The following is a 24,512-nucleotide window of genomic DNA, read 5'->3' on the forward strand; positions in this document are numbered from 1 at the left end:
AAGCCGCCGTCCGAGCGAATCCCGCGGTGGGCGGGTGGGCGCCGCCGCGGATGGAGCCGGGGCGGGCGCGGCAGGCGACTCGCGCCTGACGAGGGTGTTGCGGGAAGTGGGCTTGGGGGCGTTGAGCGCGCCTGAGCGGCGCCGGGGGAATCGAGCCAAAACGTGTCCTCCGCCCCACGGTGCCGGAGCGCCGTCCCACCGGTTGCACCCTCAGGTGCGTCACGGGTATCGGGGCCGAGCGGTGGGCGCCGGAGGCGTCTCGACCCTGGTCCGTCGGCTGGCTGGTCGCCGTCGGACTCGATCGAGAATACGTGACACTCCGCCGAATGTCACATTTTCATCACGGTGCGGCGGAATCAGTCGCCGATGAACAGATGCCCGGCGGTCTCCACGGGCAGATCGAGCTCGTCGTCACGGCCCTCCACCCGGATGCGGACCAGGGGACCCTCGCGACGGGCCGAGACGGCCGATCCGGGCAGGAGGCCCGCGGCCTTGAAGCGGGCCAGCAGCTCGGGGTCGAACTGCGCGGGCTCGGCCAGGCGGCGGACGACGCCGCTCGCCTCGCCCCCGCCCTCGTCGAGCGCGGTGAGCAGGTTGCGCACCCCCTGCATGAACGGCGCAGCCGGCTCGACCCCGAGTTCCTCGAGGCCCGGGATCGGGTTGCCGTAGGGCGAGTACGTGGGCTGCCCGAGGATCTCGACGAGCCGCCGCTCGACCTGCTCGCTCATGACGTGCTCCCAGCGGCAGGCCTCGTCGTGCACGTACTCCCAGTCGAGGCCGATCACGTCGGCGAGGAGGCGCTCGGCGAGCCGGTGCTTGCGCATGACGTGCACGGCCTTGCTGCGCCCGCTCGGCGTGAGTTCGAGGTGCCGGTCGCCCGAGACGACGACGAGGCCGTCGCGCTCCATGCGGGCGACGGTCTGCGACACCGTGGGACCGGAGTGCCCGATCCGCTCCGAGATGCGCGCCCGGAGCGGCACGATGCCCTCCTCCTCGAGGTCGAGGATGGTGCGCAGGTACATCTCGGTCGTGTCGATGAGATCGGTCAACTCGCTCCTCCTCGGCCATGCGGCGCGTCCGACCCACAAGCCTACTTGGCCGCGCCGACGGCGCGCCCGGCCCCGGGTCGCCGCCTGCCGCACGTCCGGCCGAGGCCGTCCGCTCGACGCCGCGGCAGGCCGCGCGGGACGTCATGCGCCGCCACGGCGAAGGGGGTCCGCCGTAGGATCGGATCATGCCTGAGCTCGTGATCCCCTCGTCGATCCTGCCCGCAGACGGCCGTTTCGGTTGCGGCCCGTCGAAGGTGCGGCCCGAGCAGCTCGCGCACCTCGCCGAGGTGGGCCCGCGCCTGCTCGGCACCTCCCACCGGCAGGCGCCCGTGAAGCAGCTCGTGGCGCGCGTGCGGCGCGGCATCGCCGACCTCTACGCCCTGCCCGACGGGTACGAGGTCGTGCTCGGCAACGGCGGCTCGACCGCGTTCTGGGATGCCGCGGCCTTCGGCCTCATCGAGCGGCGCGCGCAGCTCGCCTCGTTCGGCGAGTTCGGCGCGAAGTTCGCCAAGGCCGCGGCGGCGCCGTGGCTCGAGGCGCCCGACGTGCGGACGGCCGAGCCCGGCTCGCGCGCCGACGCCGAGCCGCTCGAGGGCGTCGACGTGTACGGCTGGCCGCAGAACGAGACCTCCACGGGCGTGCAGGCGCCCGTCCGCCGCGTCGACGGCGACGCGGGCGCGCTCACCGTCATCGACGCGACGAGCGCGGCGGGCGGCATCCTGGTCGACCCCGCCCAGTTCGACGTGCTCTACTTCGCGCCGCAGAAGAACTTCGCCTCCGACGGCGGCATCTGGTTCGCGATCATGTCGCCCGCGGCGATCGAGCGGGTCGAGCGCATCGCCGCGTCCGGCCGCTACATCCCCGAGTTCCTCTCGCTGAAGAACGCGGTCGACAACTCGCGCCTCGAGCAGACCCTGAACACCCCCGCCCTGGCGACGCTGATCCTCCTCGAGAGCCAGCTCGAGTGGATGAACGCCTCGGGGGGCCTCGCCTGGGCCGACGCCCGCACGCGCGAGTCGTCGGGCGTGCTCTACAAGTGGGCCGCCTCGCGCGACGGCGCGACCCCCTTCGTGGCCGACCCCGCGCACCGGTCGCAGGTCGTCGTCACGATCGACTTCGACGAGTCGACGGATGCCGCGGCGCTCGCCAGGACGCTGCGGGCCAACGGCATCGTCGACACCGAGCCGTACCGCAAGCTCGGCCGCAACCAGCTGCGGGTCGCGACCTTCACCGCGATCGAGCCCGACGACGTCCGCGCGCTCACCGCGTCGCTCGACTGGGTGCTCGACCAGGCCCGGTAGGGTGACCGCCATGCGGCTGTGGCTGTCCGAGTCCGAGCGGCGCCCCGATCCGGCGCCGGCGCGGACCGACGCGCGCAAGGCGCTGCTCGCGGGCACCGCAGCCTGGATCGTCGCACTCGTCGCGTCGATCGCGCTGCGCGAGCCCCTCGCCGACGCCGGCTTCGCGTGGTTCACGACCGCGGCCGCGATCGGCGTCGCGCTCGGCGTCGTCGGCCTCGTGGTGGTGCAGCTGCGCCGTCGGCGCGGACGCGACGCCGACGAGGAGTAGGCGCGGCCTACTCCTCCTCGTCGAGCGAGTCGATGTCGATGCCGTCGAACGCGTCGTCGCCGTCGGCGCCGGCGTCGCCGAACTCCTCGCCGAGCTCGTCGGCGTCGAAGTCGTCGGCGTCGTCGTCGAACTCATCGCCCTCGAGCTCGCCCTCGGCGTCTTCGCCCTCCTCGGCCGGGCCTTCGACCTCGTCCTCGTCGCCGGGCTCCCCGGCCTCGCGCGCCTCGGCGGCCGCGGCGGCCTGGGCGGCCCGGTACTCGGCGAGCCGATCCGACCACGGAACCCACTCGGGAGCGAGCAGCGCGCGTGCACCGGGCATCAACTCGGTCTCGAGGACCGTGGGCTCGCCGCCCTCGACGCGCGCGAGCGTCACGCTCCAGTGCCATCCCGGATACCCGGAGAGGTCGGCCGCGAAGTGCAGCGACAGCACGTGCTCGCCCTCGACCACGTGCCCGATCACCGAACCGACGGTCTCGGGCGCGGTGACCTCGAGGAGGGCCCGCTGCGCGAGGTCGACAGAGGCGAGGAGCACCTCGTCGGCGACCGCCGGCTCGGCAGGCGCCTCGTCGGCGACCGCCGGCTCGGCAGGCGAATCCTCGCCGGGCGACTCGTCGACGGCAGCAGGTCCGGCGCTCGCCTCGTCGGCGACCGCCGGCTCGGCGAGCGCCTCCACGGGCTCGGGGACGTCAGGCATCCAGCTCGTCCGCGACCTTGCGCAGCAGCGCCGCGATCTTCCGGCTGTGCGCGTTGTCGGGGTACCGGCCGCGCTTGAGGTTCGCCCCGATGCCGTCGAGCACCTTGACGAGGTCCTCCACGATGATCGCCATGTCGTCGGCGGGCTTCCGGTGCAGGCGCTGCAGGCTCGGCTTCGCGTCGAGCACGCGCACCGAGAGCGCCTGCGCGCCGCGCTTGCCCTCGGCGATGCCGAACTCGAGCCGGCTGCCCGCGCGCACGGTCGCGCCGGCGGGAAGCGCGGAGGCGTGGAGGAAGACCTCCTGGCCGTCATCACTGCTGATGAAGCCGAACCCCTTCTCCTCGTCGTAGAACTTGACCTTGCCGGTGGGCATCGATGGAACTCCAGATCTGTCGTCGGCGTCGCCGGATCCCGTGGGCGACGTCGTCACCAAGTCTAGGGTCCGGCACCCGCGGGGACCTCCCGCTGGCTATTCTGGACGAGTGAGCACCCAGGGCCCCGTCACCGACCATCGCGCCGAGCGCATCCTCGCCTACATGGTCGCCGCCACCGTCGCGCTCTCGATCCTCGCGTTCCTCGCGGTCATGATCGGCACGCTCGCGGGTGCCGGCGCGAACGACGGCTTCAGCCAGGGCGCCTGGCCGGTGATCCTCGTGCTGCCCCTCATCGGGCTCCCCATCGGCTTCGTGCTGCTCATCGTCCTGCTCATCGTCAACGGCGTGCGACGCACGCGGGAGTCCCGGCAGGGCTCCGCCTGACGGCCATGCTGGTGCTCGCCGCGAGGCTCCGCGCACTGCCGCGTGAGGGGCTCGCCGCCGCACTGGCGACCCGCGAGTTCGACCACGCGGGGGTGCGCGACCTGTTCGACCTCGCCGAGGCGCTGACGGCGCCCGATGCCGTCGACCACGCCCTCGACCGGCTCGAGCGTCCTGCGCTGGCCACGCTCGCGGCCGCCGACGCGACCGCGGACGAGACCGGCTGGACCGACATCGCCGACGTCGCCGCCGAGCTGGTGCGACTCGGCGCCGCCGACCCCCTCGCGGCGGGAGTGCCCGGTGCGCTGGAGCTGCTCGCCGACCGGTTCCTCGTCGTGCAGGAGGGCGCTCGCGTGCACCTGCCGCCCGAGGTGCACGCGCGCCTGGCGGCCCGGCTCGGCGAGGACCTGCCCGAGGCGGCGTCACTGGCCGCCCCCGCGCCGCCCGTCGCCGTGCCGGCCGAACGCGCCGACCACGGCCTGCTCGAGCGCCGGGCGGCCGAGCAGGCCTACGCCACGATCAGCGCGACCGCCGAGCTGCTCGCGGGGTTCGCCGCGCAGCCCGCGCGCGAGCTGGCCAAGGGCGGCCTCGCGCTGCCCGACGCGAAGCGGCTCGCCGAGGCCACCGGCGTCGACCTCGCCGAGCTGCCGCGGCTCGTGCGTCGCGCGGTCGAGGCCGGCCTCGTCGTCCGCGAGGGTCCCGTCTGGCTCGAGTCCGACACGGGCGCGGCCTGGGTGCTGCTCGCCGCGGAGGAGCGGTGGATCCGGCTCGCGGCGGCGTGGCGCGAACGGATCCCGCCGGCGCTGCGCGACCTGGTGGTCCGCCGCAGCGACGCCATGAGCGCCAGTTCCATCCGCGACGACGTCGCCTGGTACTACCCCGGCGGCGGCAGCTGGCTGCGCGACGGGCTCGACCGGCTGCTCGAGGACGCCGAGGCGCTCGGCCTGGCGGTCGGCGGCGAGCCCATCGACACCGCCGCGCTCGTGCTCGCCGGCGACGTGCCCGGCGCGGCCGAGCGCCTCGCCGGCCACTTCCCCTCCCAGGTCGACCGCGTCTACGTGCAGCACGACCTCACGATCGTCTCCCCCGGGCCGCTCGAGCCCGGCCTCGACGCCCGGCTGCGCGGGTTCGCCGAGGTCGAGGGCCGTGACCTCGCCTCGAGCTATCGGGTCACCGCGGCATCCGTCAATCGCGCCCTCGCGGCGGGCGAGTCCGCGGAGTCCGTCCGCGCGTTCCTCGCGTCGATCTCGCTCACCGGCATCCCGCAGCCGCTCGAGTACCTGCTCGCCGAGTCCGCCGCGCGCTTCGGCGCGGTGCGCGTGAGCGCGGCCGAGCCCGGCGACGCGCCCGCGCGCTCGTCGATCCGAAGCGACGACCCGCAGCTCATCGGCACGCTCGCGGTCGACCAGAGCCTGTCGTCGCTGGCGCTGCGGCAGGCCGGGCCGCATCGGCTGCTGTCGCGGTTCCCGCCCGACGTCGTGTTCTGGGGGCTCAGCGACGCGCGCTACCCGGTCGCCGCCGAGGACGGCGAAGGCCGCATCATCCGGCTGCGCCGCCATCACGTCGCACCCCTGCCCGCCGCGGCCCCGCGTGCCGACCCGCTCGAGGCGATGCTCGACCGCCTCGCCGAGGCCGACGCCGACGGGGGCACCGAGCTGGCCTGGCTCGCTCGCCAGCTCGAGGCCGCGGCGCGCGCGAAGGAGACGCTGACCGTCACGGTCCGGATGCCGGGCGGCGACACCGCCGACTACCTGCTGGCGCCCGCGAGCGTCGCGAACGGCCGCCTCCGAGCGCGCGACCGGAAGGCCGACATCGAGCGCACGCTGCCGATCTCGGCGATCGCCGCCGTCGCCCCCGCGCCCGCCGGAAGCTGAGCCCGGATGGCGCGAGCCCGCCCCTCGGGGCGATCTCGGAGCAACCGGGGGTAGGCTGGACGGTCATGTCAGACGGCCCCCTGATCGTCCAGAGCGACCGCACCGTGCTCCTCGAGGTCGCGCACCCGCTCGCCGAGGATGCGCGGCACGATCTCGCGATCTTCGCCGAGCTCGAACGCGCGCCCGAGCACATCCACACGTACCGCATCACGCGGCTCGGACTCTGGAACGCCCGCGCGGCGGGGCACACCGCCGAGGACATGCTCGGCACGCTCGAGCGGTACGCGAAGTTCCCGGTGCCGCAGACGGTCGCCGTCGACATGCGCGAGACGGTCGCCCGCTACGGGCGCCTCGTGGTCGACCGCACCGACGACGGCGCGCTGCGCCTGCGCAGCGACGACATGCCCGTGCTCACGGAGGTCGCGGGGGCGAAGCGGATCGCGCCGCTCCTGACCGAGCGACTGGACGAGGCGAGCTTCCTCGTCGAGCCGTGGGCGCGCGGCCAGCTCAAGCAGGAGCTCGTCAAGCTCGGCTGGCCCGCCGAGGACCTGGCGGGCTACACGCCCGGCACGCCGCACGAGATCGCGCTGCAGGAGGACGGCTGGCACCTGCGCGACTACCAGCAGAAGGCGGTCGACAACTTCTTCGACGGCGGGTCGGGCGTCGTCGTGCTCCCGTGCGGCGCCGGCAAGACCCTCGTCGGCGCGGGCGCGATGGCGACCGCCAAGACCACCACCCTGATCCTCGTGACCAACACCGTCTCGGCGCGACAGTGGCGCGACGAGCTGCTCAAGCGCACGAGCCTCACGGCCGAGGAGATCGGCGAGTACTCCGGCCAGACGAAGGAGATCAAGCCGGTCACGATCGCGACGTACCAGATCCTCACCGCCAAGCGGAAGGGCGAGTACGCGCACCTGGCACTGCTCGACGCACTCGACTGGGGACTCGTCGTCTACGACGAGGTGCACCTGCTGCCCGCGCCCGTGTTCAAGCTCACGGCCGAGCTCCAGGCGCGACGTCGTCTCGGCCTGACGGCCACGCTCGTGCGCGAGGACGGCCGCGAGGGCGACGTGTTCAGCCTCATCGGCCCCAAGCGGTTCGACGCGCCGTGGAAGGAGATCGAGGCGCAGGGCTTCATCTCCCCCGCGGCGTGCTACGAGGTGCGCATCGACCTGCCGCAGTCCGAGCGGCTCGCGTACGCGGCCTCCGCCGACGACGAGCGCTACCGGCTCGCGGCCACCGCCCCGGCCAAGCTCGACGTGGTCCGGCAGCTCGTCGCGCGGCACGCGGGCGAGCGCATCCTCGTGATCGGCCAGTACCTCGACCAGATCGACGAGCTCGCCGACGCGCTCGGCGCGCCGCAGCTGACCGGCGCCACGCCGGTCGACGAGCGCGAGCGGCTCTTCCAGGAGTTCCGCGACGGGCGCACGCCCGTGCTCGTGGTCTCCAAGGTCGCGAACTTCTCGGTCGACCTGCCCGAGGCGACCGTGGCGATCCAGGTCTCCGGGTCCTTCGGATCGCGCCAGGAGGAGGCGCAGCGCCTCGGCCGCCTGCTGCGACCGAAGGAGTCCGGCCTGTCGGCGAACTTCTACACGCTCGTCGCACGCGACACGGTCGACCAGGACTTCGCGCAGAACCGCCAGCGCTTCCTCGCCGAGCAGGGCTACTCGTACACGATCCTCGACGCGCACGCGCTCGCCGCCTGAGGCCGACGGCGGCCCGGCACGGGCCGCCGTCGGCGGGTCGCGGTAGCGTGCCGCCTGCGGGCGCGGATGGCGCGTCCGAGGAGGGAGCCCGCCATGCCGCTCGTCACCTGCGACATCTCCATCTCGATCGACGGCTTCGCCGCCGGCCCCGACCAGACGAGAGCGCATCCGCTCGGCCGGATCGACGAGAACATCCTCCACGCCTGGATGTTCGAGCGTCGCGACGAGAACCGAGACGAGGTCGAGGCCATCGTCGATGCCGGCGCCTTCATCATGGGCCGCCACATGTTCGGTCCCGACCGCGGCGATTGGGACCTCGACTGGCACGGCTGGTGGGGCGACGACCCGCCGTACCACGCGCCGGTGTTCGTGCTCGGGCACCGCGAACGCGACGAGCTCGCGATGGCGGGCGGCACGACGTTCCACTTCGTGACGGGCGGCATCCACGAGGCGCTCGACCGGGCACGCGCCGCGGCCGGCGATCGCAACGTCGCCGTCGCCGGCGGCGCCGCGACCGTGAACCAGTACCTGGCCGCCGGACTCATCGACGAGCTGCGCCTGCACGTCGTGCCCGCGGTCATCGGAGCGGGCGAGCGGCTGTTCGACGGGGTCCCGCGCACGATGTTCGAACAGGTTTCATCGCGCGGCACGTCGCTCGTGACGCACCTCACGTACCGCCCCCGCCGCAGCACGGAAGGCCGGGCGCGCGCGTAGCGTCCGAGCCGCGCTGCGAGCGCCCGCCCGACTCAGGCGGGCCGGCGAGCGCGCCCGCGGTCGCGGACGAGTCCGACGACGGCGGCCGCGAGCCGATCGAGCAGGATCACGATCACCGAGAGCACCGCGATGTAGGCGAGCACCTCGAGCATCGCCACGAAGGAGCCGAGCGCGCCGAGCGCGTCGGTGTCGAGGAAGGGGTACGGGAACCGGTCGGGCACCTCGGGCAGCGCCAGCGCGCGCCAGAGGAAGATCATGCCGTAGGCGAACGGGTACAGCACCCACCATCCGATGTCGCGCCACCGGACCACGCGGTGCGGGCCGAACGCGATCCAGTCGAGCAGCACCATCACGGGCACGACGTAGTGCACCGCGAACAGCGCCCGGTTGGCGAGCTGGTCGGCGGGGTCGGCGACGACGAGCCCGGGCAGCGGGTTCTCGAGGTGGTTGAGCAGCACGTGCGAGACGATCATGGTGGTGAGGATCCACACCGTGACCCCGCCGCGCAGGCGCGGCGCCGGGGGCGCCGTCGTGGCGCGCCGCACCATCCAGTACAGCGCACCCGCGTAGTAGCCGAACACGATCACGTTGCTCTGGGTGGTGAAGTACGCGAGTCGGCGCTCCGCCGCGACGAGCCCCCAGAGCACGACCACGACGATGAGCACCCGCCACCAGAACTGCGGCGTCATCCACACGTTCACGCGCCGCTCGGCGACGTCTCGGTCGACGGACTGCTCTGCTGCAACGACCGCCACCGGCCACCTCCTCGTCATCGAGCGTGACGCGCTCAGGCGCGAGCGTAACGCACGAACAGCATGCGCTCGCCGGCGATCGCGTGCACGAGGCGCAGCGAGCGGGCCACCTCGTGCGCCGACGACGCGATGCGCGGCGCGTCGCCCGCGACGAGGGTGGGGCTCACGGTCACGCACGCCTCGTCGACGAGGTCGGCCTCGGCGAGCGCGCCGAACAGGCCCGGGCCACCCTCGGAGAGCACCGACCGCAGGCCGCGCGCCGCGAGCGCGTCGAGTGCGGCCCGCAGGTCGACGCGCTCGTCGCCCGCGATCACGACGTCGGCGACCCCGGAGAGCGCGTCGCGACGCTCGCGCGGCGCGCGGGCGTTCGTGACGACGATCGGTCGCGTGAGCGCCTCGGCGAAGAACGGATCGCTCGGCTCGAACGCGAGGCGCGAGGAGACGACCGCGAACCGGGGCTGCGGGTCGCGCCCCCGCGCCGTTCGCCAGGCCGCGTCGGGCTCGGCCACCGCGGCGCCGCCGTAACCCTCGGCGGCGACCGTGCCCGAGCCGACCAGCACGACGTCGGCGTGCGACCGGAGGACCGACATGAGCCGCTGGTCCTGGGCGTCGCCGAGCGTGCCGCTGCGGCCGCCGAGCGTCGCCGCGCCGTCGAGGCTGGAGATCATGTTCACGCGGCAGAACGCGGCCTCCGCTCGTGCGCCCGCGTCGACCACGTCGACCGCGTACGCGGCGTGCATGCGATCGGCGTCGAACGCGGCGCCGGAGCCGGCGATCACGACGCGCCCCCGGTGGGCATGTTGTGCTCGAGGAACACCGGCTCGCGCCATCCCTCGATCGCCTCGACCATGCGCACCGCGTCGACCGTCTCGCGCACGTTGTGGACGCGCAGGATCCGCGCGCCCTTGCCGATGCAGTACACCGCGGCGGCGAGCGACCCGGCGACGCGGTCGCGCCGGTCGCGGCGGCCCAGGCTCTCGCCGATGAAGTCCTTGTTCGAGAGGGCCACGAGCAGCGGCAGGCCGATCGCCGCGATCTCGTCGAGGCGGCGCGTCAGCTCGAGCGAGTGCAGCGTGGTCTTGTTGAGGTCGTGCCCGGGGTCGATCACGAGCCGCTCGTCGGGCACGCCGTGCGCTCGGGCGAGGGCGACCCGGTCCCGCAGGAACGCGGCGACCTCGGCCACCACGTCGCGATACGTCGGACTCGGGTGCGGCGTGCGCGGTGCGGCGAGGCTGTGCGTCACGACGAGCGTCGCGTCGGAGGCCGCGACGACCTCGGCCATGGCGGGGTCGTGGATGCCGGTGGTGTCGTTGATCACGTGCGCGCCTGCGTCGATCGCCCGGCGCGCCACCTCGGGATGGAACGTGTCGACCGAGATCACCGCACCCGACCCGGCCAGCGCGGCGACGACGGGCACGACCCGCTCGGCCTCCTCGTCGATCGGGATGGGCGGCCCTGGCGCGAACTTCGCGCCGCCGATGTCGACCCAGTCGGCGCCGGCCTCGACGGCGGCGTGCGCGGCCCGCACCGCGGCGTCGAGCGCGAACGTCTCGCCCCGGTCGTAGAACGAGTCGGGCGTGCGGTTGACGATGGCCATGACGGCGACCTGCCGGGTGAAGTCGAACTCGCGCGGGCCGATGCGGCGGCGCAGGGCGGGGCGACCGGCGCTCATCCGTCCGCCACGGCGAGCGCCGCGAGCGGCATCGCGGGGTCGATGAGGCGCGCGGGGTCCACGGCCGCCCGCGAGCGGATCAGGCGCTGCACGGTGTCGTTGACCTTCCACACGTCGACGTTCATGCCGGCGACGACCCGGTCGTCGCGGAGCCAGAACGCGACGAACTCGCGACCCGCGCGGTCGCCCCGGAACACCGGCGCGATCCCCGCGGCCAACGGCGCGTAGCCGGAGTACTCCATGCCGAGATCGTACTGGTCGGTGTAGAAGTACGGGATCTCGTCGTACTCGACGGCCTCGCCGGCGAGCGAGCGGCCGGCGGCCCGCCCGGCGTGCTCGGCGTTGGCCCAGTGCTCGGTCCGCAGGTGCGCGCCGAGGAACGGCAGGAGCACGCTCGCGACGTCGCCCACCGCGAGCACGTCCGCGTCGCTCGTGCGGAACGCGGCATCCGTCACGATCCCGCGGTCGACCTCCAATCCGGCGGACTCGGCGAGCGCGGTCTGCGGGATCGCCCCGATGCCGACCACGACGACGTCGGCGGGGACGATCTCGCCGCCCTCCAGTTCGACCCCGGTCGCCCGTCCGGCGTCGCCGACGATCCGGGCCACGCTCGTGGACATCCGCAGGTCGACGCCGTGCTCGCGGTGCAGCTCGCCGAAGACCGCGCCGGCCTCGTCGCCGATCGCCGCGTTGAGCGGCACGGTCTCGAGGCCGAGCACGGTGACCTCGTTCCCGTAGCCGCGGGCGGCCGCGGCGACCTCGAGCCCGATCCATCCGGCGCCGATGATCGCGATGCGCCGGCCGCCGGGCGCGAGCGCGTCGCGCAGAGCCGCCGAGTCCGCGACGGTGCGCAGGAGGTGGACGCCGGCGAGGTCGCCGCCCGGGCCGCCGAACGTCCGTGGCGACGCACCCGTCGCGATCAGGGCGCGCTCGTAGCGCAGCACCGATCCGTCGTCGAGCGCGAGTTCGTGCGCCCGGGTGTCGAGTCGCTCGGCGCGGCGCCCGAGGCGCAGCTGCACGCGGTGCTCGCCGTACCAGGCGCGCGGGTGCACGTCGATCGCGTCGCGATCCTCCGTGCCGGCGAGGAAGCCCTTCGACAGGGGCGGCCGGATGTACGGCACCGCCGTCTCGGCGCCGACGATCACGAGCGGTCCCTCGTATCCCGCTGCACGCGCGCCCTCCGCCGCGCGTGCACCGGCGAGTCCGCCGCCCACGATGACGAGCGCCCGTTCCGCGCCGGCCATGGTCACCACCCCGTTCCGCTCGCGATGTCGCCCCTGCCGCCGACGCTAGGCGCGTCGCGCTCTTCTGTCAAGACTCATCGCTTTTAGAATCGGCCCGAGTCGACCGATCCATGCAATTCCCAGCCAAGCCCCAGCCGGCATGCAGCAGAATCGTGGACATGAGCGACGGACCTCGCATCCTGATCGTCGACGACGAGCCCAACATCCGCGACCTGCTGACCACGAGCCTCCGGTTCGCGGGCTTCGCGGTGCGCGCGGTGGCCAACGGTGCGCAGACCATCTCGGCGGTGCTCGAGGAGGAGCCCGACCTCATCATCCTCGACGTCATGCTGCCCGACATGAACGGGTTCGGCGTGACCAAGCGGCTCCGCTCGGCGGGCTACACCGCGCCGATCCTCTTCCTCACCGCGAAGGACGACACCGAGGACAAGATCACCGGGCTCACGGTCGGCGGCGACGACTACGTCACCAAGCCGTTCAGACTCGACGAGATCGTCGCGCGCATCCGCGCCATCCTGCGCCGGACCATGCACGCCGAGGAGGACGCCGTCATCCGCACCGGCGAGCTCACGATGGACCAGGACACGCACGAGGTGCTCGTCGGCGACGTGCCGGTGGAGCTGTCCCCCACAGAATTCAAGCTGCTTCGCTACCTCATGCTGAACCCCAACCGCGTGCTGTCGAAGGCCCAGATCCTCGACCACGTGTGGGAGTACGACTTCAACGGCGACGCGGGCATCGTCGAGAGCTACATCTCGTACCTGCGTCGCAAGCTCGACCAGCACTCCACCGAGCCGCTCATCCAGACCAAGCGCGGCTTCGGGTACATGCTCAAGTCGTCGAAGTCGTAGCTCAGGCCCGGTACAGGGTGCCTGCGTAGACTCGGCCCGCCATGCACCAGACCCTCGCCGACCGGTGGAGCCGGATCTCGCTCCGGACCAAGATCACCGGCGTCACCGTGCTCATGCTGACGCTCGGCCTGCTGGTCTCCGGCATCGGCACGGCGGCGATGCTGCGCAGCTACGTCGAGAGCCAGCTCGAGTCCAAGCTCAGCGCGATCGCGTCGGGCGACTACTACAAGTACTTCACCCAGAACGGCGCCGAGCCCGACGACGACGCCAACCTCAGCGGACTCGACTTCAGCTCGTCCGACGACGTGTTCGTCGCCGTCTACGACCCCCGCACCGGCGAGTTCCTCGACCACAACTGGCGCGACCGCGACCCGTCGACCTACCCGACGATCCCCGAGCGCCTCACCCAGGTCGACGTGGTCGAGCAGAACCAGGGCGGCGGGTACCGGGTGTTCTCGCTGCGCGACTCCGCGGGCGAGCCGACGTTCCGTGGCGTGTACGCCCTCATGGACGCCGACGACCGGGGCGGGCTCGCGCCGATCATCCTCGCGATCTCCTCGCAGGACACCGAGCGCCTGCTCGCGGCATACCTCACGATCTTCCTCGGCTTCGGACTGGGCGTCGTGCTCGTCGGAGCGCTCCTGACCCGCATGCTCGTCACCTCGACCTTCGCCCCGCTGCGCGAGGTCGAGCGCACGGCGGCCGAGATCGCCGACGGCGACTTCAGCCAGCGGCTCGGCGGCGCCACCCCGAACACCGAGGTCGGGCGACTCAACCGGTCGCTGAACACGATGCTCAACCGCATCGACCGGGCGTTCCGCGACCGGGCCCGCACGATCGACCAGATGCGACGGTTCGTCGGCGACGCCTCGCACGAGCTGCGCACGCCCCTCGTCTCGGTGCGGGGGTACGCCGAGCTCTACCGCATGGGCGCGCTGCAGTCCCCCGGCGACGTGGCCCAGGCGATGGACCGCATCGAGAAGGAGGCCATCCGGATGGGGGGCCTCGTCGAGGATCTCCTCGCGCTCGCCCGGCTCGACGAGGCCAAGCCGCTCGACCTCGCCGAGGTCGACCTCGTGCCCCTCGCCCGCGACGCGGCGCTCGATGCCATGGCCGCGAACCCCGGCCGGACCGTGACCGTCATCGCGCCCGAGGACCTCAGGACCGATTCGACGGAGGTCGTCCAGGTCGACGTCGAGGTCGATCTCGACGCCGCGCCCTCGCGCGCGGCGGCGGGCCCCATCGCGCTCGCGGGCGCGACGCTCGCGCGCCTGCGCGGTCGCCGCGCGCCGACGGCCGCCGACGCCGGCGTCACCGCGGGACGCGCGCGACGGGGCGGGGCCCGCGGCACCGGGAGCACGCGCGCCTCGCGCGCCGAGGCGCGTGCCGCGGCCGCCGCCGGTCGGGCGGCCGCCGAGGCGACGGGCGCCGAGACCGCCATCGCCGCCTCCGCCGCGACAGCCGGCCCGCCGCCCGCCGAACTGCCGACCGTGCCCGTACGCCGTGCGATCGTGCTCGCCGAGGAGAACAAGATCCGGCAGGTCATCACCAACCTCATGGGCAACGCCATGCGGTTCACGCCCGACGACAGCCCGATCGAGATCCGCGTGTCGATCGACGACGCCGCGGAGCGGGCGATGCTCGAGATCGTGGACCACGGCGAGGGCGTGCCGCCGCAGATCCGCGAGAAGATCTTCCAGCGCTTCTGGCGCGCCGACACCTCGCGCACGCGCGAGACCGGCGGCTCCGGGCTGGGCCTCGCGATCGTCTCCTCGATCGTCGCCGCGCACAACGGGCACGTCGACGTCGTCGAGACGCCGGGCGGCGGGGCGACCTTCCGGGTGGCGCTGCCGCTGGCCGGCTCGGCGGCCGCGCCGCAGCCCGTGGCCACGGCCTGACGCGACGCGCGCCCGAGCGACCCGTCCTCCCCAGCCGCGGCCTGCGCGCGGCCCGTCGACTGCCTCGGCGCCGCCCTCCGTCTCGACGGCGACGCGCCTACGGTGGGCCGCGTACCCGAACGAGAGGAAACGGCACCATGACGCGTTACCAGGTCGACAGCGAGCAGGTCAGGATGGCCACCCAGAGCGTGCAGGGCACGATCGGGCGCGTGCAGTCCGAGATCGCCTCGCTGCTCGCGCAGCTCACGGGCCTGCAGGGTTCGTGGTCGGGCCAGGCGGCCTCGGCCTTCCAGGGCGCCGTCGCCGACTGGCGCGGCACGCAGCAGCACGTCGAGGAGAGCCTCGCTGCGCTGAACCGGGCGCTCGCCGTCGCGGCCGCGCAGTACGCCGATGCCGAGCAGGCGAACGCGCGGCTGTTCGTGCGTTGACGCGCCCACGTGCGCACACGACGAAGGGCGTCTCCCGGAGGAGACGCCCTTCGCGTGGTGCAGCCTGAGCCGCGGTCGGGACCTAGAAGTCCATGCCGCCGCCCATGTCGCCGGCCGGAGCGGCCGCGGCCTTCTCGGGCTTGTCGGCGACGACGGCCTCGGTCGTGAGGAAGAGGCCGGCGATCGACGCGGCGTTCTGCAGCGCCGAGCGCGTGACCTTCGCCGGGTCGATGATGCCCTGGGCGAGCAGGTCGCCGTACTCGCCGGTCGCGGCGTTGAGGCCGTGGCCCGCGGGCAGCTCGGAGACCTTGTTCGCGACGACGCCCGGCTCGAGGCCCGCGTTGAGGGCGATCTGCTTGAGCGGCGCCTCGATGGCGACCTTGACGATGTTCGCGCCGGTCGCCTCGTCGCCCACGAGCTCGAGCTTGCCGAACGCGGCCTTGCCGGCCTGGATGAGCGCGACGCCACCACCGGCGACGATGCCCTCCTCGACGGCGGCCTTCGCGTTGCGGACGGCGTCCTCGATGCGGTGCTTGCGCTCCTTGAGCTCGACCTCGGTGGCCGCGCCCGCCTTGATGACGGCCACGCCGCCGGCGAGCTTGGCGAGGCGCTCCTGGAGCTTCTCGCGGTCGTAGTCGGAGTCGGTGTTCTCGATCTCCGAGCGGATCTGGGCGACGCGGCCCGCGATCTGGTCGGGGTCGCCTGCGCCCTCGACGATGGTCGTCTCGTCCTTGGTGATGACGACCTTGCGCGCCTGGCCGAGCAGGTCGAGCGTGGCGTTCTCGAGCTTGAGGCCGACCTCCTCGGAGATGACCTGGCCGCCCGTGAGGATCGCGATGTCCTGGAGCTGGGCCTTGCGGCGGTCGCCGAAGCCCGGCGCCTTGACGGCGACCGACTTGAAGATGCCGCGGATCTTGTTCACGACGAGCGTGGCCAGGGCCTCGCCGTCGACGTCCTCGGCGATGATCAGGAGCTGCTTGCCCGACTGGATCACCTTGTCGACGATCGGCAGCAGGTCCTTGATGTTCGAGATCTTCTGGTTGGCGATGAGGATGTACGGGTCCTCGAAGACCGCCTCCTGGCGCTCGGGGTCGGTGACGAAGTACGCCGACAGGTAGCCCTTGTCGAAGCGCATGCCCTCGGTCAGCTCGAGCTCGGTGCCGAAGGTGTTCGACTCCTCGACGGTGACGACGCCCTCCTTGCCGACCTTGTCGATCGCCTCGGCGATGATCTCGCCGATCTGCGCGTCGGCGGCCGAGATCGACGCGGTGGCGGCGATCTCCTCCTTGGTCTCGACCTCCTTGGCGGCGGCGAGGAGCTCCTCGGAGACGGCCGTGACGGCCTTCTCGATGCCGCGCTTGAGCGAGATGGGGTCGGCGCCCGCGGCGACGTTGCGGAGGCCCTCGCGGACCAGCGCCTGGGCGAGCACGACCGACGTGGTGGTGCCGTCGCCGGCGACGTCGTCGGTCTTCTTCGCGACCTCCTTGACCAGCTCGGCGCCGATCTTCTCGTACGGGTCGTCGAGCTCGATCTCCTTGGCGATCGACACGCCGTCGTTCGTGATGGTGGGGGCGCCCCACTTCTTCTCGAGGACGACGTTGCGGCCGCGCGGGCCGAGGGTCACCTTGACCGCGTCGGCGAGCGTGTTGAGGCCACGCTCGAGGCCGCGACGGGCCTCCTCATCGAAAGCAATGATCTTTGCCATGTGTGTCTCTCGTCCCTTCCGGACGTTCGAAGATTCGAAGGGTTAGCACTCGAATCGAGCGAGTGCTAAACCGATTCTGGCACTCACCCGCCACGAGTGCAAGCGAGCGTCGACGGCCCCGACGTGCGCGGACATGCGGAAGCGCCGCCGTCCGGGACGGCGGCGCTTCCGGGGAGGGACTCAGGCCGGGCGAACGGCCTCGGCCTGCGGGCCCTTGGCACCCGAGCCGACGTCGAAGGTCACCTGCTGGCCCTCTTCGAGCACCTTGTACCCCGCCATGTCGATCGCGGAGTAGTGGACGAACACGTCCTGGCCTCCGCCGTCGACGGTGATGAATCCGTATCCCTTTTCAGCGTTGAACCACTTGACGGTTCCGTTCGCCATGCGTTGCTCCCATGTTGCCGATTTCCGAGTCGGCACGTGCCTTCCGCCTGTACCGGGCCGTCCGCCGTGCTGGCAGGCGCCGGCACGGCACTGCTGCATCACACGGGTACGAGCGACCGTTTCCAGATAGTCACAGCGCACGCGCGCCGCACAAGGGGGCCGGCGCCGCGAATGGTCGCAGAATGGCAACGATTCGGTCACCGGCGTCAGCCGGCGACCTGCTCGGCGTAGTCGGCGCCGAGGACGGCGACCAGCTGCAGGCCCTCGGCCGCGAAGTCCTCACTCAGTCGCACCTCGGCGCCCGGCAGGAGCTGGGCGACGCCGCGGGCCGCCCCCTCGAGGTCGGCGGAGGCGTAGTACACCACGGTCTGCTCGATGTCGGACGAGTCCGCGTTCGAGGCGACGCCGACGGGCACCCCGCCCGCGGCGAGCGCCTCGCTCGCCTTGGCCGCGAGTCCCGTGGTGGTGGTGCCGTTGAGCACCGTGACGGGGATGTCGGGGGCGACCGTCGGCGGGACCGTCGCGACCGGCGTCGGCGAGCCCGTCGGCGCGGCCACGTCGTCGAAGTTCAGTCGGTTGTTGAATACCGACACGGCCGCGATGCCCGCGACCGCGAGCACGACCGTCGCGAGCGCGGCCCAGCCGAAGGTGATCCACCGCGCCCGGCGACGCGCGGGCGCGCGGTGCGCGCCCACCCGCTCGATGCCGTGCGGGATCGAGTCGAATCGGTCGCGGGGGAACTTCTGCGCCATGGGTCCTGTCGAGGGTCGGGGCCGGGTCAGCCGAGCGGATGGCCGTGGGGAATCGTACGACGTGCGCGGGCGTCCGCGCGCGCGTCGCGCTGCCGTTGCAGCCGCTTGACGAGCATCGGGTCGTGCCGCAGCGCCGCCGGCGAATCGACCAGCGCGCCCAGCAGCCGGTAGTACCGCGCGGCCGACATGCCGAGCTCGTCGCGGATCGCATCGGCCTTCCGCGCGGCGTCGCGCCACGCGCGTGCCTCGAAGGCGAGGATGTCGCGCTGCCGGTCGTCGAGTCCGGCCGCGGGCTCCACGGCGTCGGCGGAGGATGTCCCGGGAGGGCCCGGGCGGTCCGGTCGGCGTGCCGCGTCCATCGCACCTCCATCCCGTGCTCGGCGTGTGACGCCATCCTAGGGAGCGGCGGCCGGGAACGACCCGTGCGCCACGCTCGGCGAGCGTGAACGGCCGCCCTCGCCGGCGCGGGAACACGCTCCGGAGGTCGCACGTTGCACCACGCGTCGCCGCATGCGCGACGATGGAGTGGTCCCCCCACGTGCACGAGGAGCAGAACCATGGCCTACCAGGTGAGCAAGTCCGACGACGAGTGGCGCGAGCAGCTCGGCGACGAGCGGTACGCCGTGCTGCGCGAGGCCGCGACCGAGCGCCCGTGGACGGGCGAGCTGCTCGACGAGGAGCGCGCGGGCGTCTACACCTGTGCGGCGTGCGGCGCCGAGCTGTTCAAGAGCGGCACCAAGTTCGACTCGGGGTGCGGCTGGCCGAGCTTCTACGAGTCGGTGCGGCCCGAAGCGGTCGAACTGATCGAGGACACCTCGCTCGGCATGGTCCGCACCGAGGTGCGCTGCGCGAACTGCGGCTCGCACCTCGGCCACGTGTTCCCCGACGGGTTCGGCACGCCGACCGGCGACCGCTACTGCATGAACTCGATCGCGCTCGACTTCGCGCCCGAGTCCTGAGCGTGGGGTCCGTGCGAGCGGCGGCGCTGGCGCGACGCTCCTGGCCGAAGGTGACGGATGACGCACCCGACGACGCCGAGCTGGCCGACCTCCTCGAGGCGGCGGGGCGGGTCGCCGACCACGGCGCGCTCGTGCCCTGGCGGGTGATCGCCCTTCGCGGTGAGGCGCGGCGGCGCCTCGGCGACGCGCTCGTCGAGGCCGCCGCCGTCGAGGGGGAGGCCGCGGCGAAGCTCGCCGCGAAGCCGGTGCGCGCGCCGCTGCTGCTCGCGCTCGTGGCGGTCGTGCAGCCGCACCCGAAGGTGGCCGAGTGGGAGCAGGAGGCCTGCGCGGCCGGCGTCGGCCACATGCTGACCCTCCTGCTCGACGAGGCCGGATGGGGCGTCATGTGGCGCACCGGCCCGCACACGCGCCATCCGGTGGTCGCCGGGATGCACGGCCTCGCCGAGGGCGAGCGGCTCATGGGGTGGCTCTACGTGGGCGGCAAGCCGGCCACCGGGCGGCCCGAGCGTCGTCGGGCGCCGGTCGCCGAGGGTCGCCTCAGCTCGCTGGACTGACGGGCGCCGGCGGCGCCGTGTGGCGAGCCGGCCGACGCGCGCTCGAGAGCGCGACCGCCACGAGCGCGAGCACCGTTCCGCCGATGGTCGCGAGACCCACGCCGTGCCCGGAGGTCGGCAGCAGCAGGTCGAGGGCGAGGGCCGCGGCGAGCTGCCCGGCCACGATGCCGAGCGCGAGCACGAGCACCCCCACGCGGCGCACGAGCGCGGCCTGCATGGCGATGAACACGCACCCGACGGCGCCGCCCGCATACAGCCACGGTTCGGCCGGCATGGCGGTGGGCCAGCCGACGGATGCCGCGTGCACGAGCAGCACGACGACGAGCACCGTCGTGCCCACGGCGAAGTTCACGAGCGTGGCCGCGAGCGCGCTCGACGCGGCGGTGCGGACGCGCCCGTTCATCGCCTGCTGCCACGAGACCGCGAAGCCCGCCGAGAACGGCAGCACCATGAGCAGCACGGGCACGGCGGCGGCCACCTGGGCCGACACCGCCCACCCGATCGCGGCGAGGGCCAGGACGGCGCCGGCCACGCGCGGGACCGTCAGCGGCCGTCGACCGCCGGGTCCGATGCCGATCGCATCGAAGACGACGCCGCCGAGCGTCTGCCCCGCGACGATCGCGACCGTGAACAGCGCGACGCCGAGCACGCCCGCCGCGATGCCCTGGGTGGCGACGAACCAGGCGCCGGCGACGCCGCCGAGCAGCATCCACCTCGCGAGCCGCCGCTCGCGCAGCGCCGCACGCAGGCGGCCGACCCCGCGGCGTCCCGCAGGCCACGCCGCGAGCACCGCGAGCAGGATCAGCAGTCCCGAGCCGAACGAGATCAGCGCGGCGACCGCGAAGTCGTCGAGCCGGGTCGCGAGCTGGCCGTTGATGCGCGACTGCACGGCCACGAGTGCGCCCGAGACCACGGTGAGCGCGACCGCGGCCCACATCGGCACGCGCGATCGCTCGGCGTGATGGTGCGGGTGGTGGTCGCCGAGCGAGGTCGGCGTCGACGGGATGGAGGGTGCCGCGACATCCGCGGGGCCGGGTGCGGGGGTGCTGGTCATGGAGCCGGCTACGGGACTCGAACCCGTAACCACCGCTTTACAAGAGCGGTGCGCTACCAATTGCGCCAAGCCGGCAGGTGTCCCCACATCCTACCGACCGGGTGCGGGGCCGCGCACGACGACGGCCCGGCCGCTGGGCCGGGCCGTCGAACGGGTCGCCGGGGCCTACTGCGCCGCGGGCGTCGGGGTCGGCGTGGGCGTCGCCGTGGACTCCGAGTAGCTCTCGCCGGCCGCCTGGAGCACGAACGCCTGGAACTCGGCGGAGTCCTCGAGCGAGCCGACGTACTGCTTGCCGTTCACGAGCACGGTCGGGGTGCCCGTGACCGAGTCGAGCTCGGAGTTCGGGATCGGGCCGGTCAGCGCTCGCTCCGTGGCATCCTGCACCCAGCCCTTGAACCGGGTCTGGTCGATGCACGAGTCGACCGACGAGGCGGCCCCGGCCTGCGACGCGAGCTTCTTGATCTCGTCGTTCGTGAGCCCCGTCGAGAGCTCCTCGGGCTGGTTCTCGAACATCAGCGCGTTGAAGTCGAAGAACGCCTCGGGCGAGTACTCGGCCACGCACGCGGCCGCGTTCGCCGCACGCAGGGAGTACTGCGTGCCCGCGGACTTGTTGGTGAGGATCGCGATCGGGTGCACCTCGAGCGTGGCGGCGCCCGACTCGACCATCGTGCGCATGGTCTCGTTGTTCGTCGTCTCGAACTGGCCGCAGTACGGGCACAGGTAGTCGATGTAGGTGACGATGTTGGCGACGGTGCCGCTCTCGTCGGGCTCGGTGGGCGTGGGCTCGCCGCCATCGGGGATGGCCGGCGTCTCGACGGCCTGGATGCCGCCCTCGCCGCCGACCAGCACGATGCCGTCGCTGGCCATGTTCTTCGGCCCCGGACCGCCCGCCGGCGCATTGCCGAGGACGAGCGCGACGATCAGGCCGGCCACCGCGAGGATCGCCACGATGACGCCGCCCTGGATCAGGAGCTTGTTGCGGCGGTCGCGCTTCTTCTGCTCCTCCCGGAGCAGCCTGGCCTTCTCGCGGGCCGCCTCGCGACGCTCGTTACGGGTGGGACGTGGCTGGTTCGGTCCGCCAGTGCTCATCGATGGTCAACTCCGGGTCGCTGTGTGAGCGCTCGCACGCGGGCACACGGGCACACGACAGGCGCAACGAACGAGTGTAGGAGCGATCGCTGTGAATCGCCCAAACGGCGCCCCGACACGCGCTGGACGCGGCCGCCGTGCGCCGCCGCCGTGGGCCCGCGCTGGGCCCGGGCCCCCCGGTCGTCACGATTGCCGGGTCGGTCGCGTCGCATGACATACTGAGGGAGCGTCGACATGGATGTCGGCGTTTCCATTCACTACGGATCGTCCGGCACGTACCTGCCGGTGAAGGAGAACAGAACCATGGCGTCAGTCACGTTCGACAAGGCCACCCGCCTCTACCCCGGTGGCACCCGTCCCGCCGTCGACAAGCTCGACCTCGAGATCGCCGACGGCGAGTTCCTCGTCCTGGTCGGCCCCTCGGGCTGCGGCAAGTCCACCTCGCTCCGCATGCTGGCGGGCCTCGAAGAGGTCAACGAGGGCAACATCTTCATCGGCGACCGCAACGTCACCGACGTGCCGCCGAAGGACCGCGACATCGCGATGGTCTTCCAGAACTACGCGCTCTACCCGCACATGACCGTCGCCGAGAACATGGGCTTCGCGCTCAAGATCGCCGGCGTCGGCAAGGAGGAGCGCGCCGCGCGGGTGCTCGAGGCCGCGAAGCTGCTCGACCTCGAGCCCTACCTCAACCGCAAGCCGAAGGCGCTCTCGGGCGGCCAGCGCCAGCGCGTCGCCATGGGCCGCGCCATCGTGCGCCAGCCGCAGGTGTTCCTCATGGACGAGCCGCTGTCGAACCTCGACGCCAAGCTCCGCGTCCAGACCCGCACCCAGATCGCCTCGCTGCAGCGCCGCCTCGGCGTCACCACGGTCTACGTCACGCACGACCAGACCGAGGCGCTCACCATGGGCGACCGCATCGCGGTGCTCAAGGACGGCGTGCTCCAGCAGGTCGGCACCCCGCGCGAGCTCTACGAGCGGCCGAACAACGTCTTCGTCGCGGGCTTCATCGGCTCGCCGGCGATGAACCTGTTCCACGCCGACGTGGTCGACGGCGGCATCAAGTTCGGCTCCGCGACGGTGGCGGTCGAGCGCGAGGCGCTCGCCTCCGCGACGAGCGGCGTCGTCACGGTCGGCGTGCGCCCCGAGGACATCCAGGTCTCGAGCACGCAGGGCGAGGGCCTCGAGGTCGTCGTCGACCTCGTCGAGGAGCTCGGCGCCGACGGCTACCTCTACGGCCACTCGACCATCGAGGGCAGGCGCACCGACATCGTCGCGCGCGTCGACGGCCGCGTGCACCCCTTCGCGGGCGACACGGTCTACCTGCTCCCGACGCCGAAGCACGTGCACGTGTTCGACGCCGAGTCGGGTGCCCGCCTCCTCGAGGCGCCGGTCGCCAGCTGACCCTCGCATTCCGCGATCGCGATGCCGGTCGGGCTTCGGCCCGGCCGGCTTCGTCGTTCCCCGGTACGCTGGGCGTGATGAGCGGCACACTCTCGATCACGTCGGCGATGACCGATCCGGCCCTGCTCGACCTCCCATGGGACCTCCCGCTCGAGGCCTGGCCGAGCGAGCACATCGCGGCGCTGCCGAAGGGCATCTCGCGGCACCTCGTGCGCTTCGCGCACCTGAGCGGCCATGTGGTGGCGATCAAGGAGACCACGGCCGAGATGGCGCGCGGCGAGTACGACATGCTGCGCATGCTCCAGCGACTCGAGATCCCCTGCGTCGAACCCGTCGCGGTCATCACGAACCGCACGGATGCCGACGGCGCCGAGCTCGCGCCCGTGCTCGTCACTCGGCACCTGCGCTTCTCGCTCCCCTACCGCGCGCTGTTCTCGCAGACCCTCCGCCCCGACACCGCGACCCGGCTCGTCGACGCGCTCGCGGTGCTGCTCGTGCGCCTGCACATCGTGGGCTTCTTCTGGGGCGACGTGTCGCTCTCGAACACGCTCTTCCGCCGCGACGCGGGCGCGTTCGCCGCGTACCTCGTCGACGCCGAGACCGGCAAGCTCTACGAGGGCGGCCTCTCGAACGGCCAGCGCGAGAACGACCTCGAGATCGCGCGCGTGAACATCGCCGGCGAGCTGCTCGACCTCGAGGCCGGCGGCCGCGTCGCCGACGAGCTCGACCCGGTGCGCATCTCGAACGGCATCGTCGACGCGTACCGCAACCTCTGGAGCGAGCTGACGGGCAGCGAGTCGTTCGGCGTGGCCGAGCGGTGGCGCATCAACGAGCGCGTGAACCGCCTCAACGAGCTCGGCTTCGACATCGAGGAGCTCGCGATCCGCACCGACGAGAGCGGTACGACGCTGCGCATCCAGCCCAAGGTCGTCGACGCGGGCCACCACCAGCGCCGGCTGCTGCGGCTGACCGGCCTCGACGCGGGCGAGAACCAAGCGCGGCGCCTGCTGAACGACCTCGACTCGTACCGTGCGGCGTACAACAAGCAGAGCCAGGACGAGGAGATGGTCGCGCACGAGTGGCTCATGCGCGTGTTCGAGCCCGTCGTGCGCGCCGTGCCGCAGGAGCTGCGGGGCAAGCTCGAGCCCGCCGAGGTGTTCCACGAGCTGCTCGAGCACCGCTGGTACATGGCGCAGCAGCAGGGCCGCGACATCCCGCTCGCCGAGGCCCTGACCGCCTACATCAACGACGTGCTGCGGCACCGGCGCGACGAGGCGACCGTGATCGGGCCGCCCACCGAGGCGATCACGACCGCGCTGCCCTCGATCGCCCCCGACACGACCGCGATCCCGGTGCACGACCCCGACGACGAGGGCGACTGGCGCCTCAAGGTCTGACCCGCCGC

At 72.8% G+C, this 24,512-nt stretch carries 26 protein-coding genes and 1 tRNA gene; 13 read left to right on the forward strand and 14 right to left on the reverse strand.

Annotation, left to right across the window (positions count from 1 at the left end; genetic code table 11):
- Positions 1 to 356: 356 nt before the first annotated feature.
- The gene (locus JOD46_RS15005) at positions 357 to 1,049 is read right to left on the reverse strand and encodes an iron-dependent transcriptional repressor DtxR (RefSeq protein ID WP_204395302.1); all 693 of its coding nucleotides are present in this window, start codon (positions 1,047 to 1,049) and stop codon (positions 357 to 359) included.
- Positions 1,050 to 1,234: 185 nt separating this feature from the next.
- Here JOD46_RS15005 and serC point away from each other — a divergent pair, with 185 nt between their 5' ends.
- Together serC and JOD46_RS15015 are read left to right on the forward strand one after the other, a co-directional pair.
- Positions 1,235 to 2,350 carry a phosphoserine transaminase gene (gene serC, locus JOD46_RS15010; RefSeq protein WP_204395303.1) on the forward strand — a complete coding sequence of 372 codons (1,116 nt, stop codon included), beginning with the start codon at positions 1,235 to 1,237 and terminating at the stop codon, positions 2,348 to 2,350.
- A gap of 10 nt (positions 2,351 to 2,360) precedes the next feature.
- The gene (locus JOD46_RS15015; RefSeq protein WP_204395304.1) at positions 2,361 to 2,618 is read left to right on the forward strand and encodes a DUF2530 domain-containing protein; all 258 of its coding nucleotides are present in this window, start codon (positions 2,361 to 2,363) and stop codon (positions 2,616 to 2,618) included.
- A 7-nt stretch (positions 2,619 to 2,625) separates the two neighbouring features.
- On the opposite strand, the gene JOD46_RS15020 is transcribed toward JOD46_RS15015, so the two are convergent.
- Complete coding sequence (locus JOD46_RS15020) at positions 2,626 to 3,312, reverse strand: DUF3027 domain-containing protein (protein ID WP_204395305.1); 687 nt, start codon at positions 3,310 to 3,312, stop codon at positions 2,626 to 2,628.
- Complete coding sequence (locus JOD46_RS15025) at positions 3,305 to 3,685, reverse strand: cold-shock protein (protein WP_204395306.1); 381 nt, start codon at positions 3,683 to 3,685, stop codon at positions 3,305 to 3,307. The genes JOD46_RS15020 and JOD46_RS15025 overlap by 8 nt, the downstream gene beginning before the upstream one ends.
- Positions 3,686 to 3,794: 109 nt before the next feature.
- Here JOD46_RS15025 and JOD46_RS15030 point away from each other — a divergent pair, with 109 nt between their 5' ends.
- The 4 genes from JOD46_RS15030 (at position 3,795) to JOD46_RS15045 (ending at position 8,361) form a co-directional block, all read left to right on the forward strand.
- Positions 3,795 to 4,070 (forward strand): hypothetical protein, encoded by a 276-nt coding sequence (locus tag JOD46_RS15030; RefSeq protein ID WP_204395307.1) that lies wholly within the window; start codon positions 3,795 to 3,797, stop codon positions 4,068 to 4,070.
- 5 nt (positions 4,071 to 4,075) lie between these two features.
- Positions 4,076 to 5,941, forward strand: coding sequence for a helicase-associated domain-containing protein (locus tag JOD46_RS15035; protein WP_204395308.1), 1,866 nt, complete (start codon positions 4,076 to 4,078; stop codon positions 5,939 to 5,941).
- A 65-nt stretch (positions 5,942 to 6,006) separates the two neighbouring features.
- Complete coding sequence (locus JOD46_RS15040; protein ID WP_204395309.1) at positions 6,007 to 7,647, forward strand: DNA repair helicase XPB; 1,641 nt, start codon at positions 6,007 to 6,009, stop codon at positions 7,645 to 7,647.
- 93 nt (positions 7,648 to 7,740) lie between these two features.
- Positions 7,741 to 8,361, forward strand: coding sequence for a dihydrofolate reductase family protein (locus tag JOD46_RS15045; RefSeq protein WP_204395310.1), 621 nt, complete (start codon positions 7,741 to 7,743; stop codon positions 8,359 to 8,361).
- A gap of 32 nt (positions 8,362 to 8,393) precedes the next feature.
- Here JOD46_RS15045 and JOD46_RS15050 read toward each other — a convergent pair whose 3' ends face one another.
- The 4 genes from JOD46_RS15050 to JOD46_RS15065 are packed head-to-tail and all read right to left on the reverse strand — an operon-like array spanning position 8,394 to position 12,029.
- On the reverse strand, positions 8,394 to 9,116 hold the full coding sequence (locus JOD46_RS15050; RefSeq protein WP_204395311.1) for a Pr6Pr family membrane protein: 723 nt from the start codon (positions 9,114 to 9,116) through the stop codon (positions 8,394 to 8,396).
- Between the two features lie 32 nt (positions 9,117 to 9,148).
- Positions 9,149 to 9,892 carry a pyrimidine reductase family protein gene (locus JOD46_RS15055; RefSeq protein WP_204395312.1) on the reverse strand — a complete coding sequence of 248 codons (744 nt, stop codon included), beginning with the start codon at positions 9,890 to 9,892 and terminating at the stop codon, positions 9,149 to 9,151.
- The gene (folP, locus tag JOD46_RS15060) at positions 9,889 to 10,785 is read right to left on the reverse strand and encodes a dihydropteroate synthase (RefSeq protein ID WP_204395313.1); all 897 of its coding nucleotides are present in this window, start codon (positions 10,783 to 10,785) and stop codon (positions 9,889 to 9,891) included. The genes JOD46_RS15055 and folP overlap by 4 nt, the downstream gene beginning before the upstream one ends.
- A complete protein-coding gene (locus JOD46_RS15065) occupies positions 10,782 to 12,029 on the reverse strand; it encodes an NAD(P)/FAD-dependent oxidoreductase (protein WP_204395314.1) in 1,248 nt (415 codons plus the stop codon). Before JOD46_RS15065 ends, folP begins: the two co-directional genes overlap by 4 nt.
- 158 nt (positions 12,030 to 12,187) lie before the next feature.
- Between JOD46_RS15065 and JOD46_RS15070 the strand changes: the two genes are divergently transcribed.
- From JOD46_RS15070 to JOD46_RS15080, 3 genes are all read left to right on the forward strand, one after another.
- A complete protein-coding gene (locus tag JOD46_RS15070) occupies positions 12,188 to 12,880 on the forward strand; it encodes a response regulator transcription factor (RefSeq protein ID WP_204395315.1) in 693 nt (230 codons plus the stop codon).
- A gap of 41 nt (positions 12,881 to 12,921) precedes the next feature.
- A complete protein-coding gene (locus JOD46_RS15075; RefSeq protein ID WP_204395316.1) occupies positions 12,922 to 14,778 on the forward strand; it encodes a sensor histidine kinase in 1,857 nt (618 codons plus the stop codon).
- Positions 14,779 to 14,915: 137 nt separating this feature from the next.
- Complete coding sequence (locus JOD46_RS15080; RefSeq protein ID WP_204395317.1) at positions 14,916 to 15,206, forward strand: WXG100 family type VII secretion target; 291 nt, start codon at positions 14,916 to 14,918, stop codon at positions 15,204 to 15,206.
- Positions 15,207 to 15,288: 82 nt separating this feature from the next.
- Here JOD46_RS15080 and groL read toward each other — a convergent pair whose 3' ends face one another.
- From groL to JOD46_RS15100, 4 genes are all read right to left on the reverse strand, one after another.
- Complete coding sequence (gene groL, locus JOD46_RS15085; protein ID WP_204395318.1) at positions 15,289 to 16,911, reverse strand: chaperonin GroEL; 1,623 nt, start codon at positions 16,909 to 16,911, stop codon at positions 15,289 to 15,291.
- A 180-nt stretch (positions 16,912 to 17,091) separates the two neighbouring features.
- Positions 17,092 to 17,295 carry a cold-shock protein gene (locus JOD46_RS15090; protein ID WP_204395319.1) on the reverse strand — a complete coding sequence of 68 codons (204 nt, stop codon included), beginning with the start codon at positions 17,293 to 17,295 and terminating at the stop codon, positions 17,092 to 17,094.
- A gap of 206 nt (positions 17,296 to 17,501) precedes the next feature.
- Complete coding sequence (locus JOD46_RS15095) at positions 17,502 to 18,047, reverse strand: LytR C-terminal domain-containing protein (RefSeq protein ID WP_204395320.1); 546 nt, start codon at positions 18,045 to 18,047, stop codon at positions 17,502 to 17,504.
- A 26-nt stretch (positions 18,048 to 18,073) separates the two neighbouring features.
- Positions 18,074 to 18,346 (reverse strand): DUF3263 domain-containing protein, encoded by a 273-nt coding sequence (locus JOD46_RS15100; protein ID WP_307835061.1) that lies wholly within the window; start codon positions 18,344 to 18,346, stop codon positions 18,074 to 18,076.
- Positions 18,347 to 18,604: 258 nt separating this feature from the next.
- Here JOD46_RS15100 and msrB point away from each other — a divergent pair, with 258 nt between their 5' ends.
- A complete protein-coding gene (gene msrB / locus JOD46_RS15105; protein ID WP_204395322.1) occupies positions 18,605 to 19,006 on the forward strand; it encodes a peptide-methionine (R)-S-oxide reductase MsrB in 402 nt (133 codons plus the stop codon).
- A gap of 11 nt (positions 19,007 to 19,017) precedes the next feature.
- Positions 19,018 to 19,560: a nitroreductase family protein gene (locus JOD46_RS15110; RefSeq protein WP_307835062.1), complete on the forward strand. Its 543-nt coding sequence runs from the start codon at positions 19,018 to 19,020 to the stop codon at positions 19,558 to 19,560.
- Here JOD46_RS15110 and JOD46_RS15115 read toward each other — a convergent pair.
- The 3 genes from JOD46_RS15115 to JOD46_RS15125 form a co-directional block, all read right to left on the reverse strand.
- The gene (locus JOD46_RS15115; protein ID WP_204395324.1) at positions 19,544 to 20,614 is read right to left on the reverse strand and encodes a DMT family transporter; all 1,071 of its coding nucleotides are present in this window, start codon (positions 20,612 to 20,614) and stop codon (positions 19,544 to 19,546) included. The genes JOD46_RS15110 and JOD46_RS15115 overlap by 17 nt on opposite strands.
- Positions 20,614 to 20,689: transfer RNA gene (locus JOD46_RS15120), tRNA-Thr, on the reverse strand. The genes JOD46_RS15115 and JOD46_RS15120 overlap by 1 nt, the downstream gene beginning before the upstream one ends.
- Positions 20,690 to 20,779: 90 nt before the next feature.
- On the reverse strand, positions 20,780 to 21,703 hold the full coding sequence (locus JOD46_RS15125) for a DsbA family protein (protein WP_204395325.1): 924 nt from the start codon (positions 21,701 to 21,703) through the stop codon (positions 20,780 to 20,782).
- 303 nt (positions 21,704 to 22,006) lie between these two features.
- Here JOD46_RS15125 and JOD46_RS15130 point away from each other — a divergent pair, with 303 nt between their 5' ends.
- Both JOD46_RS15130 and JOD46_RS15135 read left to right on the forward strand, forming a co-directional pair.
- Complete coding sequence (locus JOD46_RS15130) at positions 22,007 to 23,107, forward strand: ABC transporter ATP-binding protein (protein ID WP_204395326.1); 1,101 nt, start codon at positions 22,007 to 22,009, stop codon at positions 23,105 to 23,107.
- A 77-nt stretch (positions 23,108 to 23,184) separates the two neighbouring features.
- Positions 23,185 to 24,504, forward strand: a complete 1,320-nt coding sequence (locus tag JOD46_RS15135; RefSeq protein ID WP_204395327.1) for a DUF4032 domain-containing protein — start codon at positions 23,185 to 23,187, stop codon at positions 24,502 to 24,504.
- Positions 24,505 to 24,512 lie beyond the last annotated feature (8 nt).

The sequence above is a fragment of the Agromyces aurantiacus genome (assembly GCF_016907355.1).
In the GTDB taxonomy this organism is placed as follows: domain Bacteria; phylum Actinomycetota; class Actinomycetes; order Actinomycetales; family Microbacteriaceae; genus Agromyces; species Agromyces aurantiacus.

Coding starts and splice junctions, on each gene's coding strand:
- serC (WP_204395303.1), top strand. CDS start 1,235: ATGCCTGAGCTCGTGATCCCCTCGTCGATCCTGCCCGCAGACGGCCGT.
- JOD46_RS15015 (WP_204395304.1), top strand. CDS start 2,361: ATGCGGCTGTGGCTGTCCGAGTCCGAGCGGCGCCCCGATCCGGCGCCG.
- JOD46_RS15020 (WP_204395305.1), bottom strand. CDS start 3,312: ATGCCTGACGTCCCCGAGCCCGTGGAGGCGCTCGCCGAGCCGGCGGTC.
- JOD46_RS15025 (WP_204395306.1), bottom strand. CDS start 3,685: ATGCCCACCGGCAAGGTCAAGTTCTACGACGAGGAGAAGGGGTTCGGC.
- JOD46_RS15035 (WP_204395308.1), top strand. CDS start 4,076: ATGCTGGTGCTCGCCGCGAGGCTCCGCGCACTGCCGCGTGAGGGGCTC.
- JOD46_RS15040 (WP_204395309.1), top strand. CDS start 6,007: ATGTCAGACGGCCCCCTGATCGTCCAGAGCGACCGCACCGTGCTCCTC.
- JOD46_RS15045 (WP_204395310.1), top strand. CDS start 7,741: ATGCCGCTCGTCACCTGCGACATCTCCATCTCGATCGACGGCTTCGCC.
- folP (WP_204395313.1), bottom strand. CDS start 10,785: ATGAGCGCCGGTCGCCCCGCCCTGCGCCGCCGCATCGGCCCGCGCGAG.
- JOD46_RS15065 (WP_204395314.1), bottom strand. CDS start 12,029: ATGGCCGGCGCGGAACGGGCGCTCGTCATCGTGGGCGGCGGACTCGCC.
- JOD46_RS15070 (WP_204395315.1), top strand. CDS start 12,188: ATGAGCGACGGACCTCGCATCCTGATCGTCGACGACGAGCCCAACATC.
- JOD46_RS15075 (WP_204395316.1), top strand. CDS start 12,922: ATGCACCAGACCCTCGCCGACCGGTGGAGCCGGATCTCGCTCCGGACC.
- JOD46_RS15080 (WP_204395317.1), top strand. CDS start 14,916: ATGACGCGTTACCAGGTCGACAGCGAGCAGGTCAGGATGGCCACCCAG.
- groL (WP_204395318.1), bottom strand. CDS start 16,911: ATGGCAAAGATCATTGCTTTCGATGAGGAGGCCCGTCGCGGCCTCGAG.
- JOD46_RS15090 (WP_204395319.1), bottom strand. CDS start 17,295: ATGGCGAACGGAACCGTCAAGTGGTTCAACGCTGAAAAGGGATACGGA.
- JOD46_RS15095 (WP_204395320.1), bottom strand. CDS start 18,047: ATGGCGCAGAAGTTCCCCCGCGACCGATTCGACTCGATCCCGCACGGC.
- msrB (WP_204395322.1), top strand. CDS start 18,605: ATGGCCTACCAGGTGAGCAAGTCCGACGACGAGTGGCGCGAGCAGCTC.
- JOD46_RS15115 (WP_204395324.1), bottom strand. CDS start 20,614: ATGACCAGCACCCCCGCACCCGGCCCCGCGGATGTCGCGGCACCCTCC.
- JOD46_RS15125 (WP_204395325.1), bottom strand. CDS start 21,703: ATGAGCACTGGCGGACCGAACCAGCCACGTCCCACCCGTAACGAGCGT.
- JOD46_RS15130 (WP_204395326.1), top strand. CDS start 22,007: ATGGCGTCAGTCACGTTCGACAAGGCCACCCGCCTCTACCCCGGTGGC.
- JOD46_RS15135 (WP_204395327.1), top strand. CDS start 23,185: ATGAGCGGCACACTCTCGATCACGTCGGCGATGACCGATCCGGCCCTG.